Genomic DNA, 12,575 nt, shown 5'->3' on the forward strand with positions numbered 1-12,575 from the left:
TCGGTTCGTACCGTTCTTTTCTAACCTCTGAAAAAGGAGATGAGAGTCCATGTATTTCCCCTCACTGGCCGAGGTCCAATCCCTTTCGGCTTCGTATTCCTTAATTCCTGTAAGCATGACCTTATTAGCAGACCATGAAACACCGATCCGCCTGTATCAAAAGCTGCGGACGCATGACTCGTTCCTGTTGGAAAGCGTGGAAGGCGGAGCGAGATGGGCACGTTTTTCGTTCATCGGTATGAACCCGTTTCAGATCGTCGAAGCAAAGGGCGAAGACATCACGGTGACGCGCCGCAATGGAGAACGCTCGGTTCATCAAGGAAATCCTGTCCATTTTCTGCGAGAACAAGCAGATCGTTACAAAAGTCCAAAGCTGCCACGATTCCCTCGACTGAGTGGAGGCGCAGTTGGATTTTTCGGATATAATACCCTTCGCTATTTTGAAAATCTTCCGGCACATCGTCAGGAGCCACTGCGAGTTCCCGATATGCGCTTTCTGTTTGTCGATGAGATGATTGCTTTTGACCATTTGAAACAAGAGATTCAACTGATTGTAAACCTGCATGTCGAGCATGGTGATAAGCTATCTGACATTGCCGGAAAATACGAGCAAGTCTGTGAACGACTCGAACAGCTGGCAGCCAAAGTGAGTGCTCCTTTCCAAGCCGACCGCCGCATTCAGGTAGCAACCCAGGAGCCAACACCTCTGACGGTAGAGCCAAATATGACACGCGAGCAGTACGAACGTATGGTTGAGCAAGCGAAAGAATACATCGCAGCAGGCGATATTTTCCAAGTGGTACTTTCCCAACGATTCTCCGTGAAAACAGACGTCGATCCATTTGCAGTGTATCGACTGCTGCGTACCTTGAATCCTTCTCCGTATATGTACTACCTCGAATATGAAGGGGAGACGGTTGTAGGTACATCTCCAGAGCTGCTAGTACGTGTGGAAGATGAAAAAGTGGAGATGCGTCCGATTGCAGGTACGCGCAAACGGGGAACGACTCCACAGGAAGATGAGTTGCTGGCAGCCGATCTTTTGGCGGACAACAAGGAACGAGCAGAGCATTACATGCTGCTAGACCTCGGTCGCAACGATGTAGGGAAAGTGTCCGCCTACGGAAGTGTGAAAGTAGAAGAGGCGCTGGTGATCGAAAATTACTCCCACGTGATGCACATGGTATCGCATGTCACTGGAAAGCTACGCGATGGACTCCATGCTTTCGATGCGTTGCTCTCCGCGTTTCCTGCTGGTACTGTATCGGGCTCTCCCAAGCTTCGTGCCATGGAGATCATCGCTGAGCTGGAACCGGATGCACGTCACTTGTATGCAGGTGCGATCGGGTACATTTCATTTGATGGCTCATTGGACAGCTGCATTACCATTCGGACGTTGTTCTTCCAGGACGGTTACGCTCACGTTCAGGCGGGGGCAGGGATCGTAGCTGATTCCGTACCAGCTAATGAGTATCAGGAGACGATCAACAAAGCTGCAGCGATGATTTCCGCACTAGAAAAAGCGGAGCAGCTCTTCGCACGTAAGGAGGAATTATCATGCTAACCCAGGCACTTGAGCAGATCCTGCAAGGAAACCATCTGGACACGACGGTTGCTGAAGAGGCGATGGGTGAGATCATGGACGGAAAAGCGACCCCGGCTCAAATTGGTGCTTTTCTGGCCAGCCTCCGATTAAAAGGGGAGCAGGTAGAAGAAATCATCGGTTTTGCCCGTGCCATGAGAGCGAGAGCGACGACTTTCCCGATCGACATTCCTGGATTAGTCGATACGTGCGGAACAGGTGGAGACGGAAGCCATACCTTTAACATTTCAACGGCGAGTGCCTTTGTAGCAGCGAGTGACGGTGTTCGTATCGCCAAGCATGGAAACCGCGCCGTATCGAGCAAAAGCGGCAGTGCAGACGTACTCGAGGCTCTGGGCGTACCCGTTAATTTGTCGCCAAAGGATGCGGCTGACTGCTTGCGTGTGACAAATCTGTGCTTCTTGTTCGCTCCTCTGTACCATCAAGCCATGAAGCATGCTGCCGGACCTCGCAAAGAATTGGCTGTCCGCACCGTGTTTAATCTGCTAGGGCCATTGACGAATCCAGCCAATGCCAGCCATCAGTTGATGGGTGTCTATGACGCCAAGCTGCTCACGACGGTCGCTTCCGTACTCGGTCAGCTAAACGTCTCGCGAGCGCTCGTCGTGGCAGGAGAAGACGGTTTAGATGAACTAACGGTTACAGGCGTTAGTCACATCGCAGAATTACGTGACGGCCAGATCACGACTTATCACATAGAGCCAGAGCAATTCGGACTGCGTCGCCATGAAAAGGATGCCTTGCGTGGTGGAGACGCGACGGAAAATGCGGCGATCATCCACGATGTCTTTGCAGGTAGAAGAGGTGCAGCTCGCGATATCGTCTTGCTGAACGCAGGAGCTATTCTGTATTTGGCTGATCGCGTAAGCTCGATCGAAGCCGGTGTGATCCGCGCTGCTGAACTGATCGATGACGGACTTGTGATGAGAAAGCTGGAGCACATCCGTCAAATCGCAGGAGGAATGATTCATGCTTCGTAAAATCGTAGAGAAAAAACGGGAAGAAGTAGGCCGTTTACACATAGAAAAATCAATGTCCGCGTTGTTGGCGGATGCCAAAGCGATGGATAAACCCCGAGGATTTCGCCAGGCACTAGAGACGAGTGTGCGTCCTGTCAGTGTGATTGCCGAGGTAAAAAAAGCATCGCCTTCTAAAGGCTTGATTCGGCCAGATTTTGACCCTGTGGCGATCGCCAAAGCCTATGACGCGGCGCAGGTAGAATGTATGTCTGTACTAACGGATGAATTCTTTTTCCAAGGAAGTCTTGCGTATCTCAGCATGATTCATGAGGCAGTGAAACGACCGTTGTTACGAAAAGATTTTCTCATCGATGAGCGGCAAGTGGTTGAAGCGAGGGCTGCCGGTGCAGATGCGATCCTGCTCATCGCAGCGATCCTCGAAAGTGATCAGCTGCGACACTTATACCAAACAGCCGAAGAGCTGGGGATGGACGTCTTGGTAGAAGTGCACGACCGTAAAGAGTGCGAGATGGTGTTTCAATCGATCACGCCTAAACTGCTCGGTATTAATAACCGGAATCTCAATACGTTCCAAACAGATCTAAAGGTTACCCATGAAGTGATTGCAGACATACCCACCTCCATCACGGTAGTGAGTGAGAGCGGGATATCTGTCCCTGGTGATATTGAAAATGTTCGAGAGGCTGGAGCGAGAGCGGTCTTGGTGGGGGAGCATTTCATGAGACAGTCCGATGTGACACAAGCCGTTATTTCGTTAGTAGGAGAGGCTGTCGGTTCGAAATCAGGGGTGATCTTGTGACCCGCGTCAAAATTTGTGGGATCAAACGGGTAGAGACCTTGTCGTTGTTAAAGGAGCTCGCAGTCGATTACGTAGGCTTCGTTTTTGCACCTAGTAAGCGCAAAGTAGATGCATCAACAGCCAAGTCGATTCTTTCCGCTGTTCCAAACCATCCACCTGCCGTTGGTGTGTTCGTTAATCCATCGCTCGCAGAATTGGATGAGGTTATCGAACAGGTTCCTCTCGCGGTGATTCAGTTGCACGGGCAGGAGACCCCGGAGTATTGTCAACAAGTCAGAGAGCGCTTTTCGCTGCCAGTCTGGAAAGCACTCGCGGTTGGCGGGGAAGACGATGCAGCAGCAGAAATCGAACGATATGCGGACAACGTAGACGCTTTCTTATTTGATACGTACGATCCGAGTCAAGCTGGTGGTACGGGCAAACGCTTTTCGTGGGAGCATATCCCTCACTTGCAGGTAGCATGCAAGGAAAAAGCGTGCATCATTGCTGGTGGAATCAATGCTGGAAATGTATCAGAACTAGTCAATCGATATCAGGCGGGCGTCATCGATGTATCGAGTGGAGTCGAAACAGACGGAGAAAAAGATGCCGAGAAAATAAAAACGTTGGTGGAGAGGGTGAAGGCGCATGAAGGAAGCAACGACAACTACGCGAATCGTGCCTGATGAAAAAGGTCGCTTTGGAGTGTTCGGAGGAAAATTTGTACCGGAAACATTGATGAATGCTTTGACTGAATTGGAAGCTTCATTTGCGGAAGCGACACAGAATCCGGCTTTTTGCCAAGAATTGAATCATCTGTTGAGCGAATACGCAGGTAGACCAACGCCACTCACTTATGCAGAGCGATTGACGGAGGAGCTGGGTGGAGCGCGCATTTATCTCAAGCGGGAAGACCTCAATCACACCGGGGCTCACAAATTGAACAATGCTCTTGGTCAAGGACTTTTGGCAAAGCGCATGGGGAAAAAATCGATTATCGCAGAAACCGGGGCAGGTCAGCACGGTGTGGCCAGTGCGACAGTCGCCGCGAAATTGGGACTCTCCTGCAAGGTTTTCATGGGAGAGGAAGACATCCGCAGACAATCCTTGAATGTTTTCCGCATGAAGCTGTTAGGTGCTGAAGTCATTCCGGCAGTTTCCGGTTCTCGTACGTTGAAGGATGCAACGAATGAAGCGATCCGTTACTGGGTTTCCAATGTGGAAGAGACGTTTTATGTCATCGGCTCAGTAGTAGGTCCTCATCCGTATCCCTATATCGTTCGTGAGTTTCAAAAAATCATCGGTGAAGAAACACGCGCTCAAATCCTACAAATGCTTGGCAAGCTGCCAGATGAAGTAATCGCCTGTGTAGGTGGTGGAAGCAATGCAATCGGGATGTTCTATCCTTTCATCCAGGATGAAACGGTCGCATTACGAGGAGTAGAGGCAGCTGGACAAGGTGTGAATACAGATAAGCATGCAGCCACACTGAGCCTCGGTCGTCCAGGTGTGATTCACGGCTCCCTGACCTATTTGCTGCAGGATGAGCATGGACAGGTACAAGAAGCGCACTCCATTTCCGCTGGCTTGGATTATCCAGGCGTTGGACCAGAGCATGCTTATTTAAAAGATAATGGTCGAGTGACCTATACTTCTGTGACGGATGCCGAAGCATTAGAGGCGGTACAAATACTTTGCCGGACAGAGGGCATTATCCCGGCTCTGGAGAGCGCCCATGCGATCGCCGAAGCTGTCAAACGTGCGCCACAAATGTCCAAGGATGAAATATTGGTGATATGTCTATCAGGACGTGGAGACAAAGACGTATTGACCATCCAGGATGCACTAGAGAGTGAAAAAGGAGGCGAGCGGTAATGACGGTAGCCGTGAATCGTATTGATCGTTTGTTTGAAGATCGCAGTCGTAAACGTTTTATTCCATTCATCACGGTAGGCGATCCTACCTTGGAGGCAACGTATCAGATCGCACATGCTCTGGTAGAAGCGGGAGCAGAACTTCTTGAGTTGGGAATCCCATACTCTGATCCACTTGCGGATGGCCCAACCATCCAGCGTGCCTCACAACGAGCACTGGAAAACGGCGTTTCCATTACAGATGCTTTGCAGCTCGTCGGAAGACTGCGTGAGTCGGGTATGGAGGCTTCGCTGGTTTTGTTTTCCTATTTCAACCCGGTGCTGCAGTACGGTGTCGATCGCTTTTTCGCAGACCTTGCCAAGTTTGGTGCGGATGGAGTCGTCATTCCTGACTTGCCGATCGAGGAAAATGGACTTGCTGTAGAAGCAGCCAAAAAGTATGGCATCCATGTCATCTCGCTGGTGGCACCGACATCAGAGTCACGAATTCAAACCATTGGGGAGCAAGCGACAGGATTCCTCTATTGTGTATCATCTTTAGGGGTTACAGGCGCGCGTGCCAGCCTGCGAGAAGACTTAGCCGACTTCCTGGGAAGAGTGAAAGCCAGTACGACCGTTCCAACTGCTGTTGGCTTCGGTATTTCTACACCGGAGCAGGTAAAAGCAGTTGCTCCACATACGGATGGTGTGATTGTCGGTAGTGCAATCGTGCTTGAAATCGAGCGACACGTTGAACAATTGAAAGATCCTAACCAGTCTAAAGAGGCTGTCGAAAAAATAAAAACGTTTGTACATCAGTTAGCGAGTGCGCTACAATAATGTCAAAAAACTGACTGGAGTGAATCGTGGATGCAACCGAAGCAGCGGATACTGAATGCACCGGTATATCAACCCGGGAAACCTATTGATGACGTCAAAAGGGAATATGGTTTGACGGAAGTAATCAAGCTGGCGTCCAACGAAAATCCATATGGATCATCGCCAAAAGCAAAAGAAGCTATTGCTGCTCAGCTGGACAATTTGGCGATTTATCCGGATGGAGCGAGCCTGAGCTTGCGTTGGGATCTGGCTGAGTTTCTCGGAGTAAAACCGGCTCAGTTGATCTTTGGAAATGGCTCAGACGAAAATCTGTTGATGATTTCCCGCGCCTATTTAAGTGAGGGCACCAACACGGTAATGGCGTCTCCGACGTTTTCTCAATACCGCTCCAATGCAATCATTGAAGGCGCTGAGCTGATTGAAGTACCGTTGAAAAATGGTGTGCACGATCTGGATGCGATGGCTGCTGCGATTAATGAACAGACCCGCGTCGTGTGGGTATGCAACCCGAACAACCCATCTGGCACAATCGTGACAACAGCAGAGCTGGAATCCTTCCTGAAAAAAGTTCCGCAAAACGTGCTCGTTGTTTTGGATGAAGCTTATTACGAATACGTAGTGGATCCGGAATATCCGCAAACCGTTCCTATGCTGGCTGATTACCCGAATCTGATCATCCTGCGTACGTTCTCCAAAATCTACGGACTGGCGACTCTGCGCGTTGGATACGGCATCGCTTCGGAAGAGCTCGTCTCACAGCTGGAACATGTGCGTGAGCCGTTTAATACCGGTACCCTCGGTCAGGTAGCAGCTCGTGCAGCTCTCCACGATCAGGATTTCGTGAAAAACTGCCGTGAGCGCAACCGTGAAGGCATGAAACAATTCACTGACGCTTTTGAAGAATGGGGTCTGGATTACTATCCATCGCAGACTAACTTCATTCTCGTCAACCTGAATCGTGATTCGGATGAGGTGTTCAAGAAGCTCTTGAGCCAAGGCATCATTATTCGTTCCGGAAACGCACTCGGACATCCGGGCTACCAACGCATCACGATTGGTACACCGGAGCAAAATGAGAAAGTACTTTCCGTGCTGAAAGATATTGTTACAGGCGCATTGAAATAAATGAAAAGATGCCGGGACACTCCCGGCATCTTTGTCTACACGCAACAAGGAAGGATCGAAAGTTGAAATGAAAAAAACCACCATAGCAATAATTGGCGTCGGACTCATTGGTGGGTCTATCGCCTTGTCCATGCGTCGCGATCCTGCGATCAGGGTCGTCGGCTACGATGTTCGTCAAGATAGTTTGGACAAGGCATTGACGCTCGGTGTCATCCATGCGGGTACGACAGACCTGCAGACAGCCGTGAGAGAAGCCAATGTCATCTTTTTGGCCGCGCCAGTGGAGCAGATATTCGCGACATTACGGACATTGTCTGAGCTGGATCTCCAACCAGATGTCATTGTAACCGATGTAGGTAGCACCAAGTCGGAGATTGTACGTCAGGCAGTCCGAGTAGTACCGCCTCACGTGACATTCATCGGAGGACATCCGATGGCAGGCTCCCATAAGTCCGGAGTAGAAGCAGCATCGGATCGACTACTGGAAAACGCTTATTACGTCTTGACTCCTGATGCAGACACCCCAGAGCATTTGGTCAATCGATTGGTCGACCTTTTATCCTTGACGAGAGCCAAAGTGGTACAGATGGACCCGAATACGCACGATCAGGTCGTAGGGGCAGTGAGTCATTTTCCTCACGTATTAGCATCTGCACTGGTAAACCTGGTAGCTGGCTACGATGACGAAAATGCGTGGCACGCGCGCCTGGCTGCGGGTGGCTTTCGCGATATTACTCGGATCGCATCCAGTAATCCACGGATGTGGCGAGATGTCCTGCTGCAAAATCGAGAACCGATCTTGAAGATCGCCAAGGACTGGGCGAATGCACTTGAAGACGTAATGGACCTGGTACAAGCCGGGGATGCTGACCGAATTGAGCAATTTTTTCAGACTGCACGCGATTTCCGCGATGGATTACCCGAGCGGAAGGCAGGGGCATTGCCGCCGTTGTATGATTTGTATATCGATATTCCTGACCATCCCGGAGAAATTGGGCGGATTACGACTCTTTTGGGTGCAAGACAAATCAACATTATCAACTTGCAGATCCGGGAGACTCGTGAAGACATTTACGGTGCGCTGCGTATCACGTTTCAGTCACAGTCTGAAATGGAAAAAGGGGAAGAGCTGCTTCGCTATTTCGAATACAATGTATACAAACGCATGTAGCATTTTGCTGGAATCGGACTTTACAACGAAGACGCTTCACAGCATGACTGCTATTAGAAAAAGGGGAGTGGAACAGTGCTTCGCGTAAGACAAGCTAATAAAATTAATGGAACGGTCAAAGTTCCTGGAGATAAGTCCATTTCACACCGAGCTGTTATGTTCGGCTCATTGGCCGAGGGAACGACAACCATTGAAGGTTTTCTCACTGGCGCTGACTGCCTCAGCACGATTAGCTGCTTCCGCCGTATGGGGATTCAAATTGAACAGCACGGAGATAAAGTAACGGTTGAAGGAAAAGGATGGTATGGCTTGCAGGAGCCATCTGAACGATTGGATGTAGGTAACTCCGGTACGACGATCCGCTTGATGTCCGGGATCATGTCTACACAGCCGTTTCATGTGGTCATGGAAGGTGATGAGTCTATTGCCAAAAGACCGATGCGTCGCGTAATCGGCCCTCTGCGTCAAATGGGAGCCAAAATCGATGGACGTAAAGATGGTGAGTTCACACCACTCGCGATTCGCGGGGGCGATCTTCAAGGGATCTCCTACCAATCACCAGTTGCCAGTGCGCAAGTCAAGTCTGCGATACTCCTTGCAGGCTTGCAGGCAAAAGGGGTAACGAGCGTGACAGAGCCGCACTTGTCTCGTGATCATACAGAACGCATGCTGGCTGCCTTTGGTGTGAACGTCGTGCGTGACGGCTTGACGGTCTCTGTAGAGGGAGGACAGTCCTTAAAGGGACGTGCTATTCAGGTGCCAGGAGACATTTCCTCTGCGGCTTTCCTGATTGCGGCTGTCATGATGCTGCCCGGAAGCTCTCTGCTGATCGAAAATGTGGGAATCAATCCTAGCCGTACGGGCATCATTGACGTGGTACAGGCGATGGGTGGAGACCTGGAGCTGGTAAACGAGCGAGTGGTAAATGAAGAGCCGGTTGCTGATCTATTAGTCAAGCACTCGCAGCTGCAGGGAATCGAGATTGCAGGTGATATCATTCCACGCCTGATCGATGAGATCCCTGTGATTGCGGTGATGGCTACCCAAGCGAAAGGTCGCACAGTGATTCGCGATGCAGAAGAGTTGAAAGTCAAGGAAACTGACCGGATCGCCACAGTCGTCAGTCAGTTGTCCAAATTCGGAGCGAAAGTAACGCCTACAGATGATGGAATGATCATTGAAGGAGAGTCCGTATTGTCGGGTGCCGTAATCGACAGCATGGGTGACCACAGGATCGGGATGGCGATGGCAATTGCCGGGCTCTCAGCTTCGGGAGAAACCGTCATCGAAAATGAAGAAGCGATTGATGTATCCTTCCCAGGCTTCGCTGAGCTGCTGGAGCGAATCAGCCAATAAAACAGGTGAAACAACGAACCCGCATGGATACGTGCGGGTTTTTTTGTGGGGAGGAGAAGCCTACAAGGATAGAATGAATCTTCACAGTAAAAAAATCTTTCTGAAGCTCCTGTTTTTTAGCAAAAATGATTTGACAAGCGCTTACATTCCGTTTAATATAAAACTACAGTATGGTTTCTCTCCACTCCTATCCAATATAAAAAGCACAATCGTGCTACCGTCGTTTGAATGCGCTTACAATCAACGACGGTCTTTTTTTTGTTCTTTTTGCCCGATTCGCGCATATGCTCGTACAAATCGGCATCTCGATGTGTAGGGATCGGGAGGAGGACAAGCAGTGTCGCAACAGGAGATGGTTATTCGTGGCGGATTGGTCGTAACATCGTATGGAGTAAGAGAGGCAGATATTTGGATCGTGGATGGAAAAATCACGCGGATCGCCAAGGACACCTTGCAGAAGTCCTCCTTGGCACCTCCACCTGTCGAAGTAGATGCGACTGGTATGTATTTATTGCCGGGTTTCATTGGAATGCCACAGCTACCGTTATATCGGATCAGAGACCGGAATACATATATGGAAAGTTTGCGCAGTATGATTAAAATGGGTTGTACAAGCTTCGTCGATACTTTTTACCCCGATGCTTGGATGAACCTTAAACAAGTGAAGTATCAACAGACACCTCATTTTAATAGCTCGATTGATTACGTATGGCATGTCGGGCTCGACGTTTCCCAATTAAACGAAGGAGAGGTAAGCAAGTGGAACAAGCGTGGCTATCCAGCGCTACACGTCGCTTTACGATCCCAAGAAGATATTTCCAGCATAAATTGGGAAACGATTTCGCAGCTTCATACGTCAAATAAGACGATTCTTCATTTACACATGCCGTCAGGCTCATCTACCAAGGACCAAAGAGAAAGACTCAGGCTCTCTTGGATGGAAGCGACACAGTATTGGAAGCTCCGCACTGTGATTTCTGAATCGACAGCTGAGCTAGATCCCATTACGGTCGATCCTTATTACCATATCTTCCGCCTAAAGAAAGAATGGACGGACCGAGCTATGCGACTTATGTATCAGAATTGGTTTCGGACCATGCCTTTTATCGCACCTCTGAACGATGTCCAGATCGATTATCGGCGGAGATGGTGCCAGGAAGAAGAGCTCCTCTGTTTGTTGGTTCGACTAGCTTCGACGAATGTCGCCAAAGCTGTAGGGTTATTTCCGAGAAAAGGTGCGTTACTACCTGGCTCAGATGCAGATATTGTCTTCCTAAAAAAGGAAAACTGGTTGACAAAGTATGATGTTTCCACTATTCTCAATTTTAGTGAAAAGCAACTTCCAGCATCTGTTATGTCGAACGGTAAATGGATTTATCGAGATACGCGATTTATTTCTTCAGTAGGCATGGGGAGGTGTCTATTCGACACCAGACCCTACACATTTGTCATATAACCCCATAAATGGGGGTTTTTTCGTGAAGGATTCCAGCCGTGTAGCGAGAAAAAGAATCGTAGGCACGCGCAACTTTTTACATCCCCAGCAGTCTAATTATGCAAAAGGCCGCTGAGGGATCGGAATCGCAAGGAGGTAATCTCTGATCATGACCGATTCCCAGCTTATCCGAGAGATTAAAGAAGGTAATCTGGAATGCTATGCTGAACTGATTCGTCGATATGAGAAAAAGATCCTCTCCTTTGTCACACATTTACTGCGTCAGGCACATTTGGAACATATCGCAGAGGATATCTGTCAGGAGACGTTTTATAAGGCGTATAAAAGCATTCATTCTTTCCGAGATGTAGAAGCTACCTTTTCTACCTGGCTCTATACGATTGCCCGTAATTCCGTGCTCAGTGAACTGCGCAAAAGCCGAAATTCGGACGTGTATTTGGATGATACGCTGCAAGTGCCAGTCGCATCTGCCAAATCATTACCCGAGCAAGTATTGTTGCGCAATGAACGTGAGTCTATGGTCAGACAGGCAATTAACAGCCTGCCGGAAAAACAGCGTTCAGCTCTGATCTTACGTGAGTATGAACAAATGGATTATACAGAGATCGCAACTATCCTAGATTTGACGGTCAGCTCTGTAAAGTCATTGCTTTTCCGAGCAAGGCAAAGTATTAGAGGACAGTTGGAAACCTACATCCTGGACCCTCATTTGGATGAAGCTGAAGGGATGAACCGATGATGAGATGTGAAGAAGTTCAGGAAATTTTACCTGAATACGCCGAAAAGCTGCTACCAGAAGTGACGCAACGACGAGTAGACAATCACATGGCAAGCTGTTATGCCTGTCGCGCCGATTATGACATGTGGACGGACAGCGGCGAGTGGATGAAGATGGACAAGGAAGAGTATCATTCCGTAACGCCTTCTCGCTCGATTGTGGATGCTGTCATGGCACGGATCCTTTCAGAGGAGAAGTGGGCCATTCCTATTGGGCGAAAAATCTTTAGCGTGACAGCTAGAATGCGGCGCATGAGCGCAAGCGTTGCCGTGATTCTACTGATGTTGTTCACCTTTACCTTGTACCTGAATACGAGTTCTACGGAAGAAGCGAACTCGTTGGTTATCAACGGTGAAGTGATGGCGATGAACACCCCTAAGGCTCAGGTGATTTCTTCCTCCATGCAATCTGACGACGGTACGTACGTCGTCGAAGCGCAGACGCCTGCTTCTCAGGAGGAAACTCTCGCTAACGCTACGGCTTCGATCGTGCCACTCGATGGAAAACCAATTTCGAGTGAATTGACCAAACCCAACTACAGCATCGTGCTCAGTGTTTTTGGTATTCTCATAACTGTTATTACAATGAGCTGGCTTACACGGGCATAATGGTATATGATCGTAAGTAAAGAAAAA

At 49.3% G+C, this 12,575-nt stretch carries 12 protein-coding genes; all 12 read left to right on the forward strand.

The genetic code is table 11. The annotated features are described in order from the left end of the window. The first annotated feature begins 49 nt into the window (after window positions 1–49). Window positions 50–1,564, forward strand: a complete 1,515-nt coding sequence (gene trpE, locus AN963_RS05940) for an anthranilate synthase component I (RefSeq protein ID WP_055743598.1) — start codon at window positions 50–52, stop codon at window positions 1,562–1,564. Next, window positions 1,558–2,583 (forward strand): anthranilate phosphoribosyltransferase, encoded by a 1,026-nt coding sequence (trpD, locus tag AN963_RS05945; protein WP_055743599.1) that lies wholly within the window; start codon window positions 1,558–1,560, stop codon window positions 2,581–2,583. Before trpE ends, trpD begins: the two co-directional genes overlap by 7 nt. Next, window positions 2,573–3,382, forward strand: a complete 810-nt coding sequence (trpC, locus tag AN963_RS05950) for an indole-3-glycerol phosphate synthase TrpC (RefSeq protein WP_055743600.1) — start codon at window positions 2,573–2,575, stop codon at window positions 3,380–3,382. Before trpD ends, trpC begins: the two co-directional genes overlap by 11 nt. Next, window positions 3,379–4,047, forward strand: coding sequence for a phosphoribosylanthranilate isomerase (locus AN963_RS05955; RefSeq protein ID WP_055743601.1), 669 nt, complete (start codon window positions 3,379–3,381; stop codon window positions 4,045–4,047). Before trpC ends, AN963_RS05955 begins: the two co-directional genes overlap by 4 nt. Next, the gene (gene trpB / locus AN963_RS05960; RefSeq protein ID WP_055743602.1) at window positions 4,010–5,236 is read left to right on the forward strand and encodes a tryptophan synthase subunit beta; all 1,227 of its coding nucleotides are present in this window, start codon (window positions 4,010–4,012) and stop codon (window positions 5,234–5,236) included. The genes AN963_RS05955 and trpB overlap by 38 nt, the downstream gene beginning before the upstream one ends. Next, window positions 5,236–6,054 carry a tryptophan synthase subunit alpha gene (gene trpA / locus AN963_RS05965; protein ID WP_055743603.1) on the forward strand — a complete coding sequence of 273 codons (819 nt, stop codon included), beginning with the start codon at window positions 5,236–5,238 and terminating at the stop codon, window positions 6,052–6,054. The genes trpB and trpA overlap by 1 nt, the downstream gene beginning before the upstream one ends. A gap of 30 nt (window positions 6,055–6,084) precedes the next feature. Next, window positions 6,085–7,179 (forward strand): histidinol-phosphate transaminase, encoded by a 1,095-nt coding sequence (hisC, locus tag AN963_RS05970; RefSeq protein WP_055743604.1) that lies wholly within the window; start codon window positions 6,085–6,087, stop codon window positions 7,177–7,179. Window positions 7,180–7,246: 67 nt separating this feature from the next. After that, a complete protein-coding gene (locus tag AN963_RS05975; protein WP_055743605.1) occupies window positions 7,247–8,350 on the forward strand; it encodes a prephenate dehydrogenase in 1,104 nt (367 codons plus the stop codon). A gap of 75 nt (window positions 8,351–8,425) precedes the next feature. Then, window positions 8,426–9,706: a 3-phosphoshikimate 1-carboxyvinyltransferase gene (gene aroA / locus AN963_RS05980; protein ID WP_055743606.1), complete on the forward strand. Its 1,281-nt coding sequence runs from the start codon at window positions 8,426–8,428 to the stop codon at window positions 9,704–9,706. 337 nt (window positions 9,707–10,043) lie between these two features. Further along, window positions 10,044–11,162: an amidohydrolase family protein gene (locus AN963_RS05985; protein WP_055743607.1), complete on the forward strand. Its 1,119-nt coding sequence runs from the start codon at window positions 10,044–10,046 to the stop codon at window positions 11,160–11,162. A 148-nt stretch (window positions 11,163–11,310) separates the two neighbouring features. After that, complete coding sequence (locus tag AN963_RS05990) at window positions 11,311–11,901, forward strand: RNA polymerase sigma factor (RefSeq protein ID WP_055743608.1); 591 nt, start codon at window positions 11,311–11,313, stop codon at window positions 11,899–11,901. Further along, the gene (locus AN963_RS05995; RefSeq protein WP_055743609.1) at window positions 11,898–12,548 is read left to right on the forward strand and encodes a zf-HC2 domain-containing protein; all 651 of its coding nucleotides are present in this window, start codon (window positions 11,898–11,900) and stop codon (window positions 12,546–12,548) included. Before AN963_RS05990 ends, AN963_RS05995 begins: the two co-directional genes overlap by 4 nt. The last annotated feature ends 27 nt before the right edge of the window (window positions 12,549–12,575 follow it).

The sequence above is a fragment of the Brevibacillus choshinensis genome (assembly GCF_001420695.1).
In the GTDB taxonomy this organism is placed as follows: domain Bacteria; phylum Bacillota; class Bacilli; order Brevibacillales; family Brevibacillaceae; genus Brevibacillus; species Brevibacillus choshinensis.